Here is a 21,511-nt window from a genome sequence, read left to right on the forward strand (position 1 = left end):
TTTTAAAGAAAACAACGAAAACAGTTTTCATTCCGGCATAAAAAGAGTAAAATAATCTTATTCGTGCAAATGCGCAAGCAAATAAGAATGTAAAGGGATGAAGGAAGCACATGTCTAAACAGCAAATTGGCGTAATTGGCCTCGCCGTCATGGGAAAAAATTTGGCGCTTAACATTGAGAGCAGAGGTTTCACTGTATCTGTTTTTAACCGTTCACGTGAGAAGACGGATGATTTGATAAAGGAAGCCGCTGGCAAGCAGCTTCACCCTACGTATACGATTGAAGAGTTCGTCGCTTCTCTGGAAGCACCGCGCAAGATCCTGATCATGGTTCAAGCGGGCAAAGGCACAGACGATACGATTAATCAGCTGGTTCCTCATCTGGAAGAAGGCGATATCATTATCGACGGTGGAAATGCCTACTTCCCTGATACTCAGCGCCGCAGCAAAGAGCTTGAAGCCAAAGGCTTCCGCTTTATCGGCACAGGGGTATCCGGCGGTGAAGAGGGCGCGCTCAAAGGCCCATCCATCATGCCGGGCGGACAAGAGTCGGCCTACAAGCTGGTTGAGCCTATTTTGACTGCAATTTCCGCTAAAGTCGGCGACGATGCTTGCTGTACATATATCGGACCGGATGGCGCTGGCCATTACGTGAAGATGGTGCACAACGGTATTGAGTATGGCGACATGCAGCTGATTTGTGAAGCCTATGACCTGCTGAAGAACGTTCTTGGCGTGGACACGCCAGAGCTTCATGAAATTTTCACCGAGTGGAACAAAGGGGAGCTTGACAGCTATCTGATCGAAATTACTGCTGACATCTTCTCCAAGTATGATCCGGAAACCGGCAAGCCGATGGTTGATGTCATTTTGGATTCCGCAGGTCAAAAGGGAACCGGAAAATGGACAAGCCAAAGCTCGCTCGATCTGGGCGTTCCATTGTCCATCATTACAGAATCCGTATTCTCCCGTTTCCTGTCTGCTTTGAAGGAAGAGCGCGTTGCTGCGAGCAAGCTGCTGAAAGGGCCTGAAGCTCAAGCTTATACAGGCGACAAGGCTGCATTTATTGAAGCGGTTCGCAAAGCGCTGTTTGCGAGCAAAATCTGCTCTTACGCACAAGGTTTCGCTCAAATGCGCGAAGCATCCGAAGAATATGACTGGAACCTGCGTTACGGCGATATCGCAATGATTTTCCGTGGCGGCTGCATTATCCGTGCAGGCTTCCTGCAAAACATCAAAAACGCATACGACAAAAATCCGGAGCTGCGCAACTTGCTGCTGGATGACTATTTCAAAAATATCGTCGAGTCCTACCAAAGCGCTTGGCGTGAAGTTGTATCAACAGCTGTTGCAGCCGGTATCCCGGTGCCTGCATTCGCAAGCGCCCTTGCCTATTACGATAGTTATCGTACAGAGCGTCTGCCGGCTAACTTGCTGCAAGCGCAGCGTGACTACTTCGGCGCGCATACGTTCAAGCGGGTGGACAAAGAAGGTTCATTCCACTTCAACTGGATGGAGTAATCCGGTCTGATCAGGAACTGCGGATGGAGCTGACAGCCTCGGCGAGCAGTGTCCTCAGCCGGTCCGTCTCATCGTAGCTGAACCGCTGGCAATGTATGAGCAGCATGGAGGCTTCGGCGAAACGGCAGTAGCTTTTCCACAATAGTGGCTGCGATAGACCAAGCATGCTTGGCTTATCGGCAGCCACCTTTTTTTTGATCCAATCCAAAATCCAGATGACATCCGACCGGCACAGCGGATGAGAAGGATCGAGGAAACGGGTAATTTTTTGCTGGTCAAGCTCATCGTCTGATAGACGGTGCATTTTGAATTCACCTGCTTTCATTGCGTTTGTTTGCTTTATGGGCATAATATGGATATTATATCCATACGGCAAATTTGCCTTTTTTATACCGTCCCTGTCCAAATAGTGAGGATTGGGGGCGTAAATTGTGATATGATGGGGAAGTAGGCTGGTCCGGGCTGCGGAAATGCTGACTGCCTCATGCAGTGAGCCCTGGTCCAGCGATTGATGCAAGCTGACCTTATTCATAAGAGGTGTACCCGATTGTCAAGAACAAATGAAACTATTGTACTGGTCGGATTTATGGGGACCGGCAAATCCTCGGTCAGCCGTCTGCTTGCCAGACAACTTCAGCTGCCGTGCATCGATCTGGATGCGGAGATTGAACGTCAGCAGGGCCGGACGATCCGCGAACTGTTCGCAGACTTCGGAGAAGAGGCTTTCCGCGAGGTGGAAGGTCAGGTTCTAAGCCAGGTGCTGGAGTCTGACGGAGGCAAGATTATTGCTACAGGAGGGGGGGCCGTGCTGCGCGAGCAGAACCGCAAAGCGATGCTGCAGCATGGCTGGGTCATTGCTCTTACTGCTGATGCGGAGAAAATTGTGGACCGGGTGAAAAACGACACCTCCAGGCCGCTTCTCCAAGGAAATGTCGAGCAGCGGGTTACCGCCTTGCTGGAGGAGCGCAGACATGCGTATGACTTTGTCCATCATACCGTTGATACGACACGGCTTACCTCTGAGGAGGTCGCGGCGCAGATTTTGGGTATGAAGGAACAGCGGCAATGAGAGTCATGCTTGCCGTTGCAGCCGGAGGCGCGCTTGGCGCGTCCTTGCGGTTTGGAATGAGCCTTTGGCTTGTTCCGTCAGGCCCCGGCGCTTTCCCTTGGGCTACGCTGCTGTGCAATTTGACAGGCAGTCTGGCGCTTGGTTTATGGCTGGGTTATGCCAATAGGCGACCTGGTCTTTCCAGGCTGTGGAAAGAGCTTGTAGGCACCGGCATAATCGGCTCGTATACGACTTTTTCAACCTTCAGCCTTGAACTGGTTCAGTTGATTCAGGAAGGCTATCTGCTGACTGCTTTCAACTATTTCATCCTATCGCTTATTGCCGGATTGACATTAGCCGGATCAGGTTACAGGCTTCTGGCACAGCCGGCACGAAGGAGAAAAGCGGATGCTTGAACTTGCAGTTACTGCGGTCGGCGGAGCGATCGGCTCGCTGCTTAGATATGGTGTAGGTCTTTGGTACGCGAAGCGTACGCCGCGCGGCGACCGGGCGACCTTGACGATAAATTTGACGGGCTCATTTATCCTTGGCCTGCTCATAGGGCTGGGGATTCAGGAGAAAATTCCATTGCTCTATTTATTTGCGGGGACAGGAATTCTTGGCGGCTATACGACGTATTCGACCTTTATGGTTCAATCCGTGATGATGGCCAGGGAGCGCGAGTATTCCAGGTTGGCCCGCTACCTCTTGCTAACCTGTGCCGGCGGGATTTTGCTTGGATGGGCAGGAGTAATCATCAGCTATTCTCTGTAATCATCATACTTAATATCGAAGGAGAAGATTGTTCATGGATGTTCTGGTTACCCCGACACCTCAATTAAAGGGAGAGCTTCAGGCTCTTTCCTCGAAGAACTATACGACAAGATATTTGCTCGTCGCTGCATTGGCGGAAGGGACAAGCACAATCTACTATCCGGCACATAGCGAAGACAGTGACGCCATGCGCCGCTGTCTTCGCGATCTGGGAGCTGTGATTGAAGAAGATGACGAGAAAATTACGATCACAGGCTTTGGCAGCAAGCCGCGTCATGTCAATGAACTTAATGTAGGCAATGCCGGAGCGGTGCTGCGTTTTCTGATGGCGATCGCTTCCCTTTGCCCGGAAGTTACCTTCGTGAATACGTATCCGGATTCATTAGGCAAACGTCCGCATGATGACCTGATTACGGCTCTTGGGCAAATGGGAGTGAAAATTGACCATCGCGAAGGTAAACTGCCGATTACGATTCACGGCGGCGCGCCAAAGGGCGGTAAAATTCAGGTATCCGGCAATGTCAGCTCCCAGTTCCTGAGCGCTCTGCTGTTTCTGACCCCGCTGCTTCCTGAGGATAGCGAGATTGAAGTGCTGCATGATCTCAAATCCAAGGTTGTTATCGGTCAAACGCTGGAGGTGCTGGAGCAGGCAGGCATCGTTATTGAAGCGAGCGAAGACCTGATGAACTACAAGGTTGCCGGCAATCAGAAGTACAAAGCACAGCAATATAGTGTACAGGGTGACTACCCGGGCTCTGCGGCTGTGCTTGCCGCGGCTGCTGTCACCCGGTCTGATGTCAAGCTCCATCGCCTTGCGGAGAACAGCAAGCAGGGTGAGCGTGCCATTGTCGATGTATTGCGAATGATGGAGACGCCGCTTACTCACACGAATGGTACCGTTCATGTTCAAGGCAACGGAAAGCTCAAGGCTGTCGAGTTTGATGGCGATGCGGCAACCGATGCGGTACTTGCGATGGTAGCGGCTGCTGTATTTGCTGAAGGCACATCCCGATTCTATAATGTAGAGAATTTGCGCTACAAGGAATGCGACCGAATTACCGACTACTTGAATGAGTTGCGCAAAGCAGGTGCCAATGTGGAGGAACGTCAGGCCGAGATTATTGTCCACGGCCGTCCTGAAGGTGTAGAAGGCGGAGTGGAGATCAACGCTCACTATGACCACAGAGTGATTATGGCGCTCACAATTGTCGGCCTGCGGGCTCAAAAACCAATCCGGATTCTGGATGCCCATCATGTAGCCAAATCCTATCCAATCTATTTTGATCATCTCAAGGCTCTTGGCGCGAATGTTGAATGGACCCAATCCATACAGACTTCCCAATCTTGATCTTAAAGGAGGAATCATAATGGCTTACGAACATCCTTCACGCGAGAAAATCAAGGAACTGCTGCAAAACACTTCTGTTATTGCTGTGGTTGGCTTGTCCGACAAACCGGACCGGACATCTTACATGGTATCCGAAGCCATGCAGCAGAAAGGCTATCGCATCATTCCGGTCAATCCAAACGCACAGGAAATACTGGGTGAAACGTGTTATTCGAGCTTGGCGGATATTCCTTTTAAGGTGGACATTGTGAATGTATTCCGACGCAGCGAGCATTGTCCGCCTGTAGCGGAAGAAGCGGTACAAATCGGTGCGAAGATACTGTGGCTGCAACTGGGCATCCATAGTGAGGAAGCGGCAGAAATTGCGTCCAAGGGCGGACTTGAAGTCATTATGGATCGCTGCATCAAGGTAGAAGATTCTATTTTACTGCCGAAATAAGCAGATGGTTATACGCGCCGAAAAGGCAATTCCACGATTTTGAAAAGTCATAAAAAGTAAGAATAAAAACAATCTTGTTCTCAGACAATAAGAGAGGCTCTATGGTATCCAAGCTCGGCTGCCGTGGAGACTATCCGCTATTTTGAGGAGGACAAGACATGAACGGTTCGTCTTATCAGCCAGGGTTTCAGGCAGGAAATCAATCCTACAATCAGCAAAATCAATATCAGCCTGCTGGTTATGTACAGTCCCAATACCACGGACAAATCAGTTCGCAATCCAATGCCGGTCCTGTAATTTCCCACCTGGGCGGTTACCAGGCTAACCAGCAGCAAAATTATGCTGGCCAATCCTATGGCGCACAGAACCAAAGCGGGTACCGCAGCTATGCTGGCGCACAGTCGCAATACCAGCCGGTTCTCTCGCACTTGGGTGACCAAGTTGGTCACGATGCTTTGCACCGTTCCAACTTTATTGCCCAACAGCCGTATGCGCAGCAATCGCAACAATTGCAGCAAAATTACAACAATCAATACCAATCCCAGCCAGTAATTGCCCATTTTGGCGGTTATTCCGCAAACAACAACAACATCGGGTCTTCCTATAGCGGCGGGTACCAAGCACAAGCAGGTTACCAAGGCGGCTACCAAGCAAACAACTACCAGGGCGGCTACCAGCAAGCGCATGCTCAAACGCAGCAAAACCCTGTTTTGAATGCATCTGGCGCTAATGCACAAGATGGGCCGGTACTGGCACACTTAGGCTACCAAAGCGGTAACCAAAACATTAACGCGCAATACGGACAAGGCGGTTTTAACCGTTTCTAATCCGATAATAGCGAGACAGCGGACCTTGAACGGTCCGCTGTTTTTCTTTGACAAAATGCTTACAAACGCTTACCATCGATAATAGTGATTTATTACGCAGATGTGGATTGGAGGGGGATTTGAATTGAATATTATGGGCAATTTACAGCAGGTCGGTCGGGCGTTAATGCTGCCGATGACAGTGCTTCCTGCTGCAGCTCTGTTTTTAAGTCTCAGTCAGCTCCCTTGGTCTGCAATCGGACTTCCTTTTTTCAATGGTTACTTGGCGACCGCCAGCGATGCGCTGTTTTCTTTCCTCCCATACCTATTTGCTCTCGGAGTAGCCTCTGGCATGTCCAACAATGCCGGTGCGGCTGTAATGGCAGCGTTGGCTGGAATGTTTATATATACGGGCATAACGGGAAGCTACAGCGATATTCCGATTCGCCCAACTGTTCTGATCGGCGTCTTAATCGGCTTGTTCGCAGGTTTTTGCTATGGGAAGCTGAAGGAGCTCAGGTTGCCGGAATGGCTCCACTTTTTCGGCGGACCGCGCAGCGTGCCGATTGTAGTGAGCGGCGTATCCGTGCTGTTTTCAATTTTAATGATCGGAATTGCGCCTCTGATTCAAAACGGTCTGGAGCATCTCGGAGAAATTGTTGCATCAGCGGGCGGCTTCGGGGTGTTCTTATTCGGATTCGTTCTTCGTATTCTTGTTGTATTCGGACTTCATCATTTAGTCAGCCATGTATTCTGGTTTCAAGTGGGCGGCTATGAGACGGCCTCTGGCGTTACCGTCTACGGTGATTTGCCGCGTTTTTTTGCTGGCGACCCGACAGCGGGCGCATTTATGGCCGGTTTGTATCCGACGATGATGTTTGCGTTGCCCGCAATTGCATTTGCTATTATTCATGAGGCTCGCGAGGATTTGAAGCCCAAGATCAAGAAGACGTTTTTTTCCGCAGCGTTGGCCTCCTTCCTGACAGGAGTAACCGAGCCGGTGGAATTTGCTTTTTTATTTGTCGCGCCTTATTTATTTATCGTCCATGCTGTTCTCTCAGGCCTCGTCATGTGGATTACGTATGAACTCGGGATTTTGCATGGCTTTTCATTTTCCGCCGGGGCAATCGATTATGTTATTAATGCGCATCTGTCGACCCGCGGCTGGCTGCTGATCCCTATCGGTATTGTGCTGGGCGTACTCTATTACGTCATGTTTCGCTGGGCAATTCGACGATTCCGTATTCCTACTCCGGGACGCGAGGAAGGCTCTCAGCTTGATGAATGGGCGGGAGATATTCCGTACCGCGCTCCTCTTATTATGCAAGCGATCGGTGGCAAGGAAAATATCGTTCAGATGGAAGCCTGTATCACACGACTTCGCCTGCGTCTGAATAACGACAAGCTCCTGGATATCAATGCGCTTCGCAATCTGGGCGCCGCCGGGGTAATCAAGCTTGGCAGCGGCAACGTGCAAGTCGTCTTCGGTACCTATTCCGAGCTGATTCGTGAGGAAATGGTCAAAGTAATGAAGCGCGACCTAACCCAGGTGTCGTTCTGCTCGCCAATGCAAGGCCGGATGATTCCGCTGGAGGAAGTTCCGGACCCGATTTTCGCCGGCAAGCTTGTTGGGCAGGGGGTTGCCTTCATGCCGGAGCGCGGGGAGTTGGTTTCTCCTGTTAAGGGAGTAGTAGTCCACGTTTATCCGACCATGCACGCTCTTGGCATTCGGACACAGGAGGGGCTTGATGTGCTGCTGCATATCGGGATTGATACATCCCAGCTCAAGGGCAAAGGATTTCATGCCTTTGTAAAAGAAGGGGACGAGGTGAAGCCTGGACAGCTGCTTGTCAAATTTGATTTGAACAAGGTCAGACAAGATTGCAAGTCGCTTGCGACGCCAATGGTGATATCCAATCCTGATGCTGTGCGTTCTTGGAGCTACGGGCCGTTTAAGGCGGTCAAAAAAGGTCAGGCATCGGTTATGTCAGTTGTTCTGAACAAGAGAGAAAATGGGGAGGATTCACGATGATTCAAGGTATAGGGGCTTCAGCAGGAATCGCAATAGGTAAAGCCTTTGTGCTTCCGAACTGGGAGTGGGACGTGCCTGAACAAAAAATAGACGTAACCGATTTGGCGAAGGAATTTGACCGTCTCTACGAAGGAATTAAAACCTCTAAGGATGAAATCGAGCAAATGAAGGGCGAGCTCCGCGAGGTAGTCGGCACTGCCGAATCTCATATTTTCGATGCGCATCTGGCTATTCTGGATGACCCGATCTTCATGAATGAAGTGCAGGGCATCATTCAGCGGCAATACAAAGCTGCAGAGGTAGCGGTTAAGGAAGCGATCGATCATTTTGTGACGATGTTTGATCTGCTCGACGATGAATATATGAAGGAGCGAGCCCTTGATATCAAGGATGTCGGCAATCGTCTGCTTAAGCATCTGCTTGGCGCGCCGGAAATTACACTGCCTACGGACACTCAGCCCTTCATTCTGGTTGCTAAGGAGCTGTCCCCCTCACAGCTTGCACATCTGAACCCAAGCCATGTGCTGGGCATCGTGACGCTGGCAGGCAGCACCACCTCGCATTCGGCAATTATGGCCAGGGCGCTTGGGATTCCGCTTGTTGTCGGAGTAGAGGGCAAGCTGATAGAGCCCATTCAGACTGGCGATTCTTTGATCATTGACGGCGCCAAAGGCGAAATGCTCGTGCGGCCTTCCAAGCTTGTAACGGACAGATACAAAATGCGCCGCAGCAGTCAGTTGGAGGAGAAGAAAAAGCTTCATCGTTTTGTCGGGGTAAAGCCGGTAACGCCGGACGGCAAGACGATTGAGCTTGCGGCCAATATCAGTTCGCTCAAAGAGCTTGAGGTGGCGCTGCGGGCCGGAGCGGTTGAGGTCGGTCTGTTCCGTACAGAATTTCTATATATGGACCGGCACAGCTTTCCGAGTGAGCAGGAGCAGTTTGAAGTGTACAAGGCAGTCGCGCAGAAGCTCGATTCCCACCCTGTTATCATCAGAACTTTGGATATCGGGGGCGACAAGCAACTGGACTATTTTGAGATTCCGGAGGAGGATAACCCTTTTCTTGGATACAGGGCCATTCGAATCTCATTGGACAGACAGGATTTGTTCAAGACGCAGTTAAGAGCTGTTTTACGAGCGTCCCATTACGGGCATGTCAAGCTTATGTTCCCGCTTATTTCATCGGTTGAAGAGGTGCAAAAGGCGAAAAAGGTGCTTGAGGAAGCCAAGCAGGAGCTGCGTCAGGAGAACTTGCCCTTCAATGAAAATATCGAAGTTGGCGTTATGATAGAGGTTCCGGCTGCAGTCCTGATTGCGGATTTGCTGGCCGACGAAGTGGATTTTTTCAGCATCGGGACGAATGATCTTGTGCAATTTGCACTTGCTGTGGACCGGATGAATGAGCAGATTGCACATCTGTATGAGCCATGTCATCCGGCTGTGCTGCGCTTGCTGAAGATAACCGTAGACGCAGCCAAGCGAAAAGGAATACCAGTAGGAGTATGCGGGGAGCTGGCAGGCGATGCCAGAGCGCTTCCGATCTGGCTTGGTTTGGATGTAGATGAGCTCAGCATGTCCTCGTATACCATTTTGCAAGTGAAAGAGCGGCTGCTCCGCACGAATCAGGAAGACAGCCGCCGTTTGCTGGACGATATTATGAAATGCCGTACGAGTCAGGAAATTTATGATCAGTTAGAGACATTCAATGCAAATGTGGATCAACTACAGCAAATCCCGCAAGCGGCCAGCCCGGCGCAAATGGATTAGCGGGCACGGAGCGCATCCACAAACGCTTTGCCATAAGGAGGCAGGTCCGGCGGTCTGCGGGCGGAAATCAGATTTCCATCGACAACGACCGCTTCGTCCAGCCATGTAGCGCCGGCGTTTTCCATATCATCGCGGATGCCTGGTGTAGAGGTGACTTTGCGTCCGTTCAATATTTTTGCCGAAATCAGTACCCATCCGGCATGGCAAATCTGGCCGATCGGTTTATGATCCGCATCCAGCTCCCGGACAATCTGCAGAACTTTCGGGTAGCGGCGGAGCATATCCGGCGCCCAGCCGCCGGGAACGAGCAGACCGTCGATCGATTTGCTGTCCAACTCGTCAAAAGACAAATCTGCTACCGCAGGCACGCCATATTTACCGATATGCTTCTTTCCTTTTTCAGGACCGGCAAACAGCACCGTTGCTCCTTCTTCGCGAACCCGATAAACAGGATACCATAATTCCAAATCTTCGAAGTCATTATCCAAAAGGCAAATGACGTTTTTACCTTGCAAACTCACTTGAAATCCCTCCCACATCATACATACTGTTTTCTTTATTCATTGTAGCGTAAGGAGAATTCATAAATCAAATGATCAAAACAGATTATCGCCCGATCGGGCTGCGGCGGATGCTGCGCTGGCTCCCTGCTCTTATCTGGATGGGCGTCATTTTTTGGCTATCTTCTCGTACTGGTGAGCAACTAGGCTCCGTGCTTCCGATCTTTAAGTACATTTTGCCGTGGATGGAGAGCTTTGACTGGGGACATTTTGTTGCTTACTTCGTATTGGCGCTGGCTATGGACTATGGTTTTGGCAGCAAGGCGGATGCATGGCGAATGAAGCTGCTGATTGTCTTTCTCTGTTTTTTGTACGGTGTAACGGATGAATTTCACCAATTCTTTGTTGATGACCGGACTCCTGATATGATGGATCTGCGCAATGACGCCATCGGAGCAGCGCTTGCGATGCTGGCAATCAAGATTCCTTTCATCCGACGGATGTGGAGAAAAGTCGCTCCCTAGTTAAAAATTGCTATGCTGCCGGAGGAAGGAGTTTATGCAAAAGAAGTCGAATACACATATTTAAGCGCAAAAAATACGGGATGATTTGCCTAACGGGCTGCGCAAGCAAAGCGCTCCCTAAGCAGGTCCAATCCGTCGTTAAGACGGCCGTACCTCGCAGCTTTATTTATGTTGCTATTAAGAGAAAGGGTGGACCATTTTGCAGAAACGTTGTTCCTGTGGAGAATTAATGACCATGAAATTGCGCACGGTTGTTTACTCCGGCAAAGTGGAAATCGATAATGTGCCTATTTTTTCGTGTTCGGCCTGCAACCGGAGCGAAGTGTCTCCCGGTGTAAAGCCTGATTTGACGGGCCTCATCGGTCAGCTTGGAAGCAAGCCGGATAAACAGAGTTTTTTGTTTAACGAATGGAACGAATGGGCGGATTTGCTCGTAGAGGTGTATGCCAAAGATAAGCGTCTGCAATCGCAAATGCTTGAAGAGCATCTGGATGCCCGAATCAACAAATTGCTGGATTTATTGATTGTCGCCAAATCCCTGGGCGATGAAGCCTGGATGAATGAAATTCAGAAACGCCTGTCCCAAATTAGCCGGCGCTTCATTCTTACATAGAATTTTGGGATTCAAAGGTATGATTATTTTTTCTTGGAGGGATGCTAAGGCCATGCTAAAATGAGCCTGTTCGCGCATCCGTTATCTGACACCTGCGTACTCCTGTTTGGAAGAACATCTCGGCGAACATTGCGAAAAGTAATAAATTGTCGTATCATAATTTTAATAAGGATTTTCAGAAACCCAAATTGTGGTTTTCATGACATGTAAAATTCTAAACAATGATTTCGGCCATGAGATTGTATTTCAAAAATATGAATTATTGGAGAGAAGGATCGTGACGGTAACTATTTATGATGTAGCAAGGGAAGCTGGCGTATCTATGGCGACCGTTTCCCGGGTTGTCAACAATAATCCGAATGTAAAACCGCAAACCCGCAAAAAAGTTTTTGAGGCGATCGAGCGTTTGGGCTATCGTCCCAATGCTGTAGCCAGAGGCTTGGCCAGTAAGAAAACGACAACCGTGGGTGTGGTTATTCCTGATATTTCGAACTCGATATTCGCCGAGGTTGCTCGCGGAATCGAAGACATTGCGAATATGTACCACTACAATATCATTCTTTGCAATGCCGACAAGCGCAAAGAGAAAGAGATTCGTGTCATCAATACGCTGCTTGAGAAGCAGGTCGACGGACTGTTGTTCATGGGCGGGGCAGTAACGGATGAGCATGTGCAGGCTTTTAAGACAGCCAATGTTCCGATTGTGCTATGCGCGACAACCGATGAGCAGGGAGTCATCCCTTCCGTAGATATCGACCACGAAGCGGCGGCGTTTGATGCAGTGAGATCATTGATTGCGAATGGGCATACGTCTATTGCGATGATTAGCGGCACGCTGCAAGACCCTGCCAATGGCTTTGCACGGTTTCAGGGCTATCGGAGAGCGCTTGAAGCGGCGGGGTTGCCTTATAACGAGTCCCTGGTTCGTGTCGGCAACTACCGATACGAGTCCGGGATTGAAGCGATGAAATATTTCCTTGAATTGTCGGACAAGCCAACTGCGGTATTCTCGGCTACGGATGAGATGGCCATTGGGGCCATTCACGCTATTCTGGACTTTGGACTTAAAGTTCCGGATGATATTTCAGTGATCAGTGTGGACAACAGCCGTGCCGCTTCCATGGTCAGACCCCAGTTGACGAGTGTGGCGCAGCCTATGTACGATATCGGTGCGGTATCGATGCGTCTGCTGACGAAGCTGATGAAGAAGGAGAGCGTCGAGCAAGCGAAAGTCGTTCTGCCTCACGAACTGATTACGAGACAATCCGTCAAGCAGGTGTAAGCGCCATAGCCTGACATGTATATGCGAAAACAGCTTCGCCGGACGGCGAAGCTGTTTTCCGCTTACCCGATAAATGAAAGGAGATGTATGACAATTGGCTTACCAAATAATTGGCATCATCGGCGCCATGAATGAAGAGATTGAACTGCTGCTGAAGCATACCGAGATTGACCATACCACCGAAAAAGCAGGCATGACCTTCTATCAAGGCAATCTTCAAGGGCAGGCTGTCATTTTTGCGAAGTCTGGTGTTGGGAAGGTTAATGCTGCAGTATGCACGCAAGTGCTGATCGGCCTTGGAGCCGAGTGCGTATTGTTTACTGGTGTTGCCGGCGCGCTTGACCCTCGGCTGGAAATTGGCGACATCGTCATCTCCTCAAGCTGCATGCAGCATGATATGGATGTCACGCCGCTTGGCTTTGCCCGTGGGGTTATTCCGTATCAGGACATTTCGGATTTTGCCGCCGACCCTGATCTCGTTGAACTGGCTCAAGAGTTAAGCAGACGATTGTTCGACGGCCGCTCGTTCACTGGGAAAATTTTATCCGGCGATCAATTCATTGCAAGCCGGGAGACGGTAAAAGAGCTGTATGAGCAGCTTGGCGGAATCGCAACGGAAATGGAAGGGGCTGCGCTCGCGCAAGTTTGCTGGCTGAACGCGATCCCCTATGTCGTCATCCGCTCCATGTCCGACAAAGCCGACGGCTCTGCCCATGTGAATTTTGCCGAATTCACAGGTAAGGCTTCCAACCATTCCTATCAAATCATCGAAGCGATGGTTGCCAGATTGAAAGCCGAATAGAGTTCTAAGCGCAATAAAAAAGAACTCATAAATCCTGTACCGCAATCCGGGCAATCTCCTTGTTCTTTTGCCTAATTTCTGCGCGCCTTGGCATCGGCTTCCACAAGGCCATATCATCCAGCCAGGTCTCGGGCAGTTCTTCGTCATGCTGCTGCGACCAGTGCTGAACCCAGTCTTCCGGCAATCTGCTGTGCGGCCCTATCGCAGTGGCAAGGGCGTGGTCCGACATTTCCAGCCATACAAGCGACCATGCTCTTGGAACGACCTGCCAGATGTCATAGCCGCCGCCTCCGACAGCGACCCAGCGTCCCCCTGCATACTGATGCGCCAGCCGATGAATAATCTTTGGCATTTCCCGATAGATGTTCATGCTGCAATGGATATGCGAAAGGGGGTCCAAGGCATGGGCATCGCATCCGTGCTGGCTAATAATAATATCCGGCTTGAAAGCTGCGGTCACCTTCTCAATTGTATCGGTAAAAGATTCAATCCAGGATTCATCTTCCGTATACGGCTCCATCGGCACATTGAAGGAAGCCCCGAAACCTTCGCCGCTTCCTTTCTCATAGACAAAGCCTGTGCCTGGAAAGAGGAATTTGCCGGTCTCGTGAATGGAATAGGTGCATACATCCGGATCATTATAAAAGATCCACTGCACGCCGTCGCCGTGGTGGACATCGGTATCGATGTAGAGCACGCGCGCATGATACTTTTCTCTGACATGGGCAATAGCTACGGCTGTGTCATTATAGACGCAAAAGCCGGAGCCTCGTTCAGGAAAGGCGTGATGCAGCCCTCCGGCCATGTGGAACGCATGAAGGCTCTGGCCTGACATGACAGTTTCCGCCGCACAGAGGGAGCCGCCGGCAATGATTGAGGATACATGGTGCATACCGGGGAAGTAGGGCGTATCTTCAAAATCAAGTCCGTATCGTCCGGCCAGTGCGACCCAATGATCCGCAGGCGGGTTCTCACTCAGGCGAGAAATGGTCTCGACATAATCTTTTCTGTGGACTCTGAGCAGCTCCTCCAGCTTCGCGGCAGACGGTCTAATTATTTGCCGCTGCTCAAGTGCGCCGCATTTCCTCAGCAAATCAAGTGTCAGTGTCAGCCGCAGCGGGTTGAATGGATGCTCCTCATAAAATTGATAGTGCAGCGCTTCCGGATTGTGGACAAGAACTGCATTAGCAGGCATGTTGAAAATAACCTCCCTTGATCAATTAACCCGTAACGGCATTAATACATAAATCGCTGTTTGAAGCGGACACGGTCGAATCGCTCAATCGATGAGAGCGGCACTTTACAGCCCACTCTAACCATCAGACAGTTCGCAGGGTGCGAACAAATTTCAGGATCATCTGTGGCGAACCAAACCATGTCGACCGATTTCATCAGCTTCTCCATCATGGATCGGTACTCCCATACGTTCAGGCCGCTCCCGTCCAAATCCCAATGCCAGTAATATTCGGTTGCAAACACAATGGCATTTTCCAGTTGTTCGTCGGCAAATGCCGTCTGCAGCATTTGTTTGCCGATACCGTAAGCCCGGTAGTCATTGGCAACCTCGATGGCGCCGAGTTCCACCAGATCCTTCATGCCGCCTTCCGACCAGCGCTCCATCTCATCGGGATAATGAAAGGTTACATACCCGACAATCGTTTGTTTGTCCCGGGTAATAATGATCCGGCCCTCTGCCAGTTCGGCAATTTCGACAAGTGCTGCATGTTGATCCTTCGGCCGCCTGAATGCGTCCAGATCCGTATGCATCTCATAATGACTGAGCTGATCCGGCGGGACGGGCCCTTCCACAATGAGGCTGCCCTGCGGGAAGGGGACTCTTACCTCATGTACGATTTTAAGATGCTCCACCGTAATGCTCCTCTCCTGCTGATAGCCGCTATTGAAAGCGTATCAAAAATGAAGGACGGCGTAAAGCATTCGTTCGACTCATATAGACCGCGCTGAAAAGGCTGTGATATAATCAAAAAGTCAATGTATACCAATTTGTTCGCAGCACGATTCGCTTATTTCCGCGTATAGTTGGCTTCTATGTTCACCGTGGGTCAGTCTTCCGGACCTCCAGGGTGCGGGCTTTTGTGCTTATAATTTCTGAAAGCGTATTCCTATCTGCAAATGCAAGCATAAATACCGCATTCTGGGCATAGCGATGCTGACTGTGCAGCACAGCAGTCTGATATGCATTTTGTTATGTCGTCTTGAAGCAAGCTGGTCAGTGAAAAACCTGTAAGCCGACTTATAAGAATTGGACCTATAAAGGCTTATCGGTTGACAAAAACAGAGGGAATCAGGAGAGGATGGTATTCATGGAAAACCTTCATCAGGAACGCTTGACTGCTTCAGCATCGGATCCCAACATGAGAAACTACGAGGAAACGTATTCAGGCTTTCAGTTTGAGCAAGTAGAGAAGCAATTCACCTGGAGCCAGACCGGCAAGGTAAATATCGCTCACGAAGCTGTGGACCGGCATGTGGCGGAAGGACGGGGAGATAAAATCGCCCTGTACTATAGTGATGCGGCACGGGATGAACAGTATACGTTTGCTGATCTGAGCCGGCAATCCAATCGCTTCTCTAACGTGCTGCGGCAATTGGGTATCGGGAAGGGAGACCGGGTATTTATTTTTATGCCGCGCACGCCGGAGCTGTATTTCAGCCTGCTCGGCGCGCTCAAGATTGGCGCAATCGTTGGCCCGTTATTTGAAGCGTTCATGGAAACGGCTGTTAAGGACAGGCTCCTGGACAGCGAGGCCGTGGCCATCATTACCACACCTTCGCAAATTGGCCGTATCCCGCGTTCAGATCTTCCGGCGCTGAAGCATATCATTGTTGTTGGCGAAGGCCCTGAGCTTGCAGGCGAGGGAATTACATTTTATCATGCCGCGATGGCCGCTGCATCAGAGGAGACGCAGATCGAGTGGCTGGATCGCGAGGACGGTTTGCTTATCCACTACACTTCCGGATCGACCGGGAAGCCGAAGGGGGTCTATCACGTCCATAATGCGATGATTCAGCATTATTATACGGGGCAGGTTGTGCTGGATTTAAAGGAGAACGATGTGTACTGGTGTACGGCTGACCCGGGCTGGGTAACCGGCACCTCATACGGCATATTTGCGCCTTGGCTCCATGGCGCAACCAATGTTGTGCGCGGCGGAAGATTTAGTCCGCAGGACTGGTACGGCACCATTCAGAAATATGGCGTTACAGTCTGGTATAGCGCTCCGACAGCATTCCGGATGCTGATGGGAGCCGGGAGCGATGTTACCCACGCTTATGATTTGAGCAGCTTGCGGCATGTGCTGAGCGTTGGCGAGCCGCTTAATCCGGAGGTCGTCCGTTGGGGGATGCAAGCCTATAATCAGCGGATTCATGATACATGGTGGATGACCGAGACTGGCGGCCAGCTAATCTGCAATTATCCTTGCATGGACATTAAACCGGGCTCCATGGGCAAGCCGCTGCCGGGTGTTGAGGCGGCGATTCTGGATGACAGCGGCAACAAGCTTCCGCCTTACCGCATGGGCAATCTGGCGATTCGTACGCCATGGCCGTCCATGATGCGCAAGATTTGGAACAACTCCTCCAAATACGAGGAATACTTCCGAATCCCGGAATGGTACGTATCAGGGGATTCCGCTTACCAGGACGAGGACGGTTATTTCTGGTTCCAGGGCCGTATCGACGACGTGATTAATACAGCCGGGGAGCGCGTAGGACCATTCGAAGTGGAGAGCAAACTGGTGGAGCATCCGGCAGTAGCTGAGGCCGGTGTCATAGGCAAGCCGGACCCGGTCCGGGGGGAAATTATTAAAGCGTTTATTTCCTTGCGTGAGGGCTTCACAGAAACGGAAGAACTCAAGAAGGAGATCTACCAATTCGTTAAAGAAGGGCTGTCTGCGCATGCGGCTCCGCGGGAAATTGAGTTCAAGGATAAGCTCCCCAAAACTCGCAGCGGCAAAATTATGCGCCGCGTTCTGAAAGCATGGGAACTCAATCTTCCGACAGGAGATTTGTCGACCATTGAGGACTGATATGGAATAGTACGGCTTGCAATGAACAAGAAGCTCCCCGGAATCTGGATTCCGAGGAGCTTCTTCATGTTGTTATGGCTTTATAGGAACCGGTTTGTGTTCAAGCGTTTAGTTGAGCTTCACGACTGCCGAGGTGGCGGATTCGCCGTAATCATTGCTGGCAGTAATCCGGAAAGACCCTGAGCCGGCAGGGGAAACATATTCAAACCGGTTTTGGCTTGTAGAGCCGATTTTGGTAAATTTGCCTCTACCGTTCTCACTGTAGTAGACGTTATATGTGGTTACATTGTCCGAGGAAGGATTGGCCTCCCAGGTAATACGGAACCCGAGATCCGTTGCTTCGGCATGTAGACCCTTTGGAACCGAAGGCGCCTTCGCCGGTTGGTCGTCGGGGTGTTGACCGGACTCACTGTTGTTGCGAGGCGGTGTTCCATCGCCCGGTTCGGTGCCCGGTTCGTTAACTGGTTGATTGTCTCCCGGATTGGCTGGCTCATCGGTGCCCTCGTTAGGGCTATCCGGGATAATTCCGCTAGTAGACACGATTGAGCTTGGCACGGATTCCTTGCCGCTTACATCAACGGCTGTGACATAATAGTTGTATCTGCTTGCTCCTGCCATAGAGCTGACGAAGGTTGTGCCTTCACCGCTTAGCAGGACGCTTCCACTATTTTGGTAACCATTCGGATTGTCGGTTGAGCGGTAGAGGCGATAGCCTACCACATCCGCTTCCGGACTACTTTTAAAAGAAATATTGACGGAGCTTCCTGCCACTGTAGCGACGACATCGGTAGGAGCAGATGGCGCCTTGCCGTCATCCTTCCGTGGGTCTACCTTGGATGGAGCGTCATTGTTCGCATCGCGCGGCAAGTAGTAGCTAAGCGGTTTTCGGCTGCTTTCAGGCATCTTCGCCTGTGCCGCCTGTATTTCTTCCATCAGTTCATCAAGCGGCTTCTTGCGTACAATCACCGTCTGCTCCTGAACAAAATCCTTCGGCGTCTCTGGCTGCGGAAGATAATTGACGCCATTGTACCGGATAAAGGCTTTGGTTAAGATAGCATCATCATTTTCCTTCGGCAGGAACTCCTTATTGAACCAGTCGGTCACAAGTTTGCCGGCTGCAGTCGTCAGCTGTGTCGGCTTTTTGCCGCTATATCCCGAGACCGTTGCCTTAACAATGCCGTCCGGCTGTTCGAACTTGTCGCTGGCGAACCATTCCGGCTTTGCATCGGTTACATCGTTCATAATTTTGGCCCAAATGGTGCGTGCCCGATCGCGGCCGCCTTTGGTTAGCACATGAGCCTGCTTTTCATAGCCGGCCCATACGCCGAGCGTAATATCCGGTGTAAAGCCCATAAACCATACATCTGCATAGTTTTGGGTGGAGCCGGTTTTGCCGGCAATCGGAATTTTATTGTAGTTTTTGAACCATGATGTCAGTCTGTATCCTGTGCCTGAAGGCGAACTGACAACGGTTCGCAACATATCCGTCATGAGAAATGCTGTCTGCTCAGAAAACACTTGCTGTGGCTGCAGCTTATGCTCGTAAACAGTTTTGCCAGACGAATCGGTAATTTTCTCGATCATATACGCGTCATTGAAAACCCCATGGTTCGGGATCGCTCCGTAAGCATTGGTCAATTCCTCAACCGACACTCCAATCGCCAGACCGCCGATAACGCCTGTGGAAGCATGGTAGTCGCTTTCCTGAATAGTCGTAATACCGAGCTTCTTCGTGAAATCCCATGCTTTAGGAATGGTTACATCATCCAGGAAAAGCTTGAGCGCCGGAAGGTTGAGCGACCTGTTCAGCGCATCCCGCGCCGTCACAAGGCCGTCATACCGGTTGTTGGCATTTTTCGGGATGTGGAAGCCCTTGGTGCCGTCCTTCAATACGATTGGCGCATCGTCAATAATGCCGCCGGGTTGAATTTTTCCGGTGTCGAGTGCTGGAAGATACGCGGCAATCGGCTTCATGGCCGATCCCGGCTGCCGAGTCATCTGGGTGGCGTAGTTCATCTGCTCCAGATAGAAATCCCGGCCTTCGAGCATTGAAAGAATGGCGCCTGTTTTATGATTGATCATCATAGCTGCAATCTGCTCGACGCCTTTCTCCGCAGAGTCCGGCGTAAAATTATCTTTGTCTGCGGCAATATTCTTCATCAGGCTATAGGCTTTCCGATCGATTGTCGTATAGACCCGGTACCCTCCATGCAGCAACTGCAGCCTTGCCTCTTCAATCAGTGCCTTGTTTTCTGGTTTGTTAAGATCCTCTTTGGTCAAATCCTTGCGGCTCTGAAGGAGCAGCACCTCAGCAGCCTTGCGCTCGGTCTCCAGCATCAGATACGGATAAGTGGAGTAAGCTTTTTTGGCTGGTTTGGCCAGGGACGGTTTTACCTCGAATTTCAGTGCTTCATTATATTGCGCATTGGTAATCCGACCGGTCTCCAGCATGCGCGCCAGTACACGCTTTTGTCTCTCGATTGCACGATTAAAGCCCTTCTCGTTGAATTCTCCCTTGCCGTTAAAAGCGGAGTAGACGGAAGGAAGCTGCGGCAGTCCGGCCAAATAGGCGGATTGGGCAATATTCAGCTGATTAAGATCGGTTATATTGAAGATACCTTTGGATGCGGCTTTAATCCCAAATACCTGATAACCGTTGGACCCGTTGCCGAAAGGCATTTTATTCAAATATGCAGTCAAAATCTGCGGCTTCGTCAAGTATCGTTCCATCCGCAAGGACAGGAAAATCTCTTTGATCTTCCTTGCATCGGTAACATCCAGATTCAAAAACACGCGTCTTGCAAGCTGCTGTGTCAGCGTGCTGCCTCCGGTCTGGGTATCTTCATTCAGAAACTTTTGCTTGACGGCGCGTCCAAGCCCGTTAAGATCAACGCCCTTATGACTTTCAAAGTTGTTGTCTTCTACAGCAAGCAAGGCGTCGATTACCTGTTTGGGGACACTGTCTATCTCGACCAGCCGTCTGTCCTCTTCGGTTCTGAGCTGCCCGATCGGAGTTCCGTCACTGAAGTAAGCGAAGCCGGTGATGACGTTCTCGTTAATCTTCTCTTCAATAACAGACCGTGGGCGAAGCGGCTCTTCCTTGACTAGCGAGGCTACATATCCGGTCACTGCGCCGCCTGCGAACAATCCGGCAGTCAGGCCGAAGATGAAAAGCCATTTCACCGTAATCCACATGACGAGACCAAAGGTTAGCCAGCCGTTGCGCCCGGATGTTGGTTTTTGACGGTCATCATTCATTACTATGTACTCCTCCTCTAAAATCAACCTCCTTATTATAACATAAATCGCCAATTGACAGCACTTCACTTGAGCAAAGTAATCGATTCCTTATCAATGGAAAAACATGCAGATATTATTGAAACTAGTTACGGAAATTGTCGTAATAATGAATGTAATGAAGCAGGAATCGTAAAAAAGCAGGAAGGGGGCGGAAGCGAGTGGAGATTCTTTTCTGGTCTTGTCTCTCCGGTGGAATTCTCTATGCTGTGATCACGGTTATTTTCGGGGACGTAATTAGTGAGGCGCTGGATGGAGCGCTCGACTTTTTATCGGGAGATACTTTGCCGTGGCTGCAGCCGATGACTCTGGTTAGCGCAATGACCATATTCGGAGGCGCGGGACTGATGCTTAGCCGGTATACGGCGCTAGGTACGACAGTTGTCATTATAATGGCCGCAATGATCGCCATTATTCTTGGTATTGCAATCTACTTTTTGTACGTTAGGCCAATGGAGAATAGCGAGAACTCGACGGGATATTCCATTCAAGAGCTTGGCGGCAAAGTAGGGGAGGTGCTCGTTCCGATCCCTTCCTCTGGATACGGCGAGGTTATCGTAAATGTCGGAGCTGCGGGTGTTGCCGGGCAAATAGCCGCGAGCTTTGACGGCCAGGAGATTCCGATGGGGTCCAAGGTTGTTGTCGTAGACGTAAAGGAAGGCACGCTGCTAGTTTCCAAAATCGAGCTTTAATTTGCCCGAAATTAGT

Annotated in this window: 20 protein-coding genes; 15 read left to right on the forward strand and 5 right to left on the reverse strand. The window is 50.6% G+C overall.

What is annotated here, in order from left to right:
• Window positions 1-110 precede the first annotated feature (110 nt).
• On the forward strand, window positions 111-1,520 hold the full coding sequence (gene gnd, locus JFN88_RS18770) for an NADP-dependent phosphogluconate dehydrogenase (protein ID WP_199020808.1): 1,410 nt from the start codon (window positions 111-113) through the stop codon (window positions 1,518-1,520).
• 10 nt (window positions 1,521-1,530) lie between these two features.
• On the opposite strand, the gene JFN88_RS18775 is transcribed toward gnd, so the two are convergent.
• Window positions 1,531-1,824: a hypothetical protein gene (locus JFN88_RS18775; RefSeq protein WP_199020809.1), complete on the reverse strand. Its 294-nt coding sequence runs from the start codon at window positions 1,822-1,824 to the stop codon at window positions 1,531-1,533.
• A gap of 243 nt (window positions 1,825-2,067) precedes the next feature.
• Between JFN88_RS18775 and JFN88_RS18780 the strand changes: the two genes are divergently transcribed.
• The 8 genes from JFN88_RS18780 to ptsP all read left to right on the forward strand — a co-directional run bounded on the left by JFN88_RS18780 (window position 2,068) and on the right by ptsP (window position 9,733).
• Window positions 2,068-2,589 (forward strand): shikimate kinase, encoded by a 522-nt coding sequence (locus JFN88_RS18780; RefSeq protein WP_233168055.1) that lies wholly within the window; start codon window positions 2,068-2,070, stop codon window positions 2,587-2,589.
• Entirely contained in the window at window positions 2,586-2,984 is a 399-nt protein-coding gene (gene crcB, locus JFN88_RS18785) for a fluoride efflux transporter CrcB (protein WP_199020810.1), read from the forward strand. Before JFN88_RS18780 ends, crcB begins: the two co-directional genes overlap by 4 nt.
• Window positions 2,977-3,342: a fluoride efflux transporter FluC gene (locus tag JFN88_RS18790; RefSeq protein WP_199020811.1), complete on the forward strand. Its 366-nt coding sequence runs from the start codon at window positions 2,977-2,979 to the stop codon at window positions 3,340-3,342. The genes crcB and JFN88_RS18790 overlap by 8 nt, the downstream gene beginning before the upstream one ends.
• Window positions 3,343-3,376: 34 nt before the next feature.
• Window positions 3,377-4,690, forward strand: a complete 1,314-nt coding sequence (gene aroA, locus JFN88_RS18795; protein ID WP_199020812.1) for a 3-phosphoshikimate 1-carboxyvinyltransferase — start codon at window positions 3,377-3,379, stop codon at window positions 4,688-4,690.
• Window positions 4,691-4,709: 19 nt separating this feature from the next.
• Complete coding sequence (locus JFN88_RS18800; protein WP_199020813.1) at window positions 4,710-5,129, forward strand: CoA-binding protein; 420 nt, start codon at window positions 4,710-4,712, stop codon at window positions 5,127-5,129.
• Window positions 5,130-5,287: 158 nt separating this feature from the next.
• Window positions 5,288-5,956 (forward strand): hypothetical protein, encoded by a 669-nt coding sequence (locus tag JFN88_RS18805; protein WP_199020814.1) that lies wholly within the window; start codon window positions 5,288-5,290, stop codon window positions 5,954-5,956.
• A 124-nt stretch (window positions 5,957-6,080) separates the two neighbouring features.
• A complete protein-coding gene (locus JFN88_RS18810) occupies window positions 6,081-7,967 on the forward strand; it encodes a glucose PTS transporter subunit IIA (RefSeq protein WP_199020815.1) in 1,887 nt (628 codons plus the stop codon).
• Window positions 7,964-9,733: a phosphoenolpyruvate--protein phosphotransferase gene (ptsP, locus tag JFN88_RS18815; protein ID WP_199020816.1), complete on the forward strand. Its 1,770-nt coding sequence runs from the start codon at window positions 7,964-7,966 to the stop codon at window positions 9,731-9,733. Before JFN88_RS18810 ends, ptsP begins: the two co-directional genes overlap by 4 nt.
• On the opposite strand, the gene JFN88_RS18820 is transcribed toward ptsP, so the two are convergent.
• A complete protein-coding gene (locus JFN88_RS18820; RefSeq protein WP_332908506.1) occupies window positions 9,730-10,254 on the reverse strand; it encodes a type 1 glutamine amidotransferase domain-containing protein in 525 nt (174 codons plus the stop codon). The genes ptsP and JFN88_RS18820 overlap by 4 nt on opposite strands.
• A gap of 71 nt (window positions 10,255-10,325) precedes the next feature.
• Here JFN88_RS18820 and JFN88_RS18825 point away from each other — a divergent pair, with 71 nt between their 5' ends.
• From JFN88_RS18825 to JFN88_RS18840, 4 genes are all read left to right on the forward strand, one after another.
• On the forward strand, window positions 10,326-10,757 hold the full coding sequence (locus JFN88_RS18825) for a VanZ family protein (protein WP_199020817.1): 432 nt from the start codon (window positions 10,326-10,328) through the stop codon (window positions 10,755-10,757).
• A 235-nt stretch (window positions 10,758-10,992) separates the two neighbouring features.
• Entirely contained in the window at window positions 10,993-11,370 is a 378-nt protein-coding gene (locus JFN88_RS18830; protein WP_332908507.1) for a hypothetical protein, read from the forward strand.
• Between the two features lie 277 nt (window positions 11,371-11,647).
• Complete coding sequence (ccpA, locus tag JFN88_RS18835) at window positions 11,648-12,652, forward strand: catabolite control protein A (RefSeq protein WP_199020819.1); 1,005 nt, start codon at window positions 11,648-11,650, stop codon at window positions 12,650-12,652.
• 94 nt (window positions 12,653-12,746) lie between these two features.
• A complete protein-coding gene (locus JFN88_RS18840; RefSeq protein ID WP_199020820.1) occupies window positions 12,747-13,454 on the forward strand; it encodes a 5'-methylthioadenosine/adenosylhomocysteine nucleosidase in 708 nt (235 codons plus the stop codon).
• A gap of 25 nt (window positions 13,455-13,479) precedes the next feature.
• Here the strand turns inward: JFN88_RS18840 and JFN88_RS18845 are convergent, their stop codons facing one another.
• Both JFN88_RS18845 and JFN88_RS18850 read right to left on the reverse strand, forming a co-directional pair.
• Window positions 13,480-14,649: an acetoin utilization protein AcuC gene (locus JFN88_RS18845; RefSeq protein WP_199020821.1), complete on the reverse strand. Its 1,170-nt coding sequence runs from the start codon at window positions 14,647-14,649 to the stop codon at window positions 13,480-13,482.
• 41 nt (window positions 14,650-14,690) lie between these two features.
• A complete protein-coding gene (locus JFN88_RS18850) occupies window positions 14,691-15,323 on the reverse strand; it encodes a GNAT family N-acetyltransferase (RefSeq protein ID WP_332908508.1) in 633 nt (210 codons plus the stop codon).
• A 455-nt stretch (window positions 15,324-15,778) separates the two neighbouring features.
• Between JFN88_RS18850 and acsA the strand changes: the two genes are divergently transcribed.
• A complete protein-coding gene (gene acsA / locus JFN88_RS18855) occupies window positions 15,779-17,506 on the forward strand; it encodes an acetate--CoA ligase (protein WP_199020822.1) in 1,728 nt (575 codons plus the stop codon).
• Window positions 17,507-17,614: 108 nt separating this feature from the next.
• Here the strand turns inward: acsA and JFN88_RS18860 are convergent, their stop codons facing one another.
• Window positions 17,615-20,764 carry a transglycosylase domain-containing protein gene (locus tag JFN88_RS18860; RefSeq protein WP_199020823.1) on the reverse strand — a complete coding sequence of 1,050 codons (3,150 nt, stop codon included), beginning with the start codon at window positions 20,762-20,764 and terminating at the stop codon, window positions 17,615-17,617.
• A gap of 200 nt (window positions 20,765-20,964) precedes the next feature.
• Here JFN88_RS18860 and JFN88_RS18865 point away from each other — a divergent pair, with 200 nt between their 5' ends.
• A complete protein-coding gene (locus tag JFN88_RS18865; RefSeq protein WP_199020824.1) occupies window positions 20,965-21,495 on the forward strand; it encodes an NfeD family membrane protein in 531 nt (176 codons plus the stop codon).
• Window positions 21,496-21,511 lie beyond the last annotated feature (16 nt).

The sequence above is a fragment of the Paenibacillus roseus genome, from assembly GCF_016424485.1.
In the GTDB taxonomy this organism is placed as follows: domain Bacteria; phylum Bacillota; class Bacilli; order Paenibacillales; family Paenibacillaceae; genus Paenibacillus_D; species Paenibacillus_D roseus.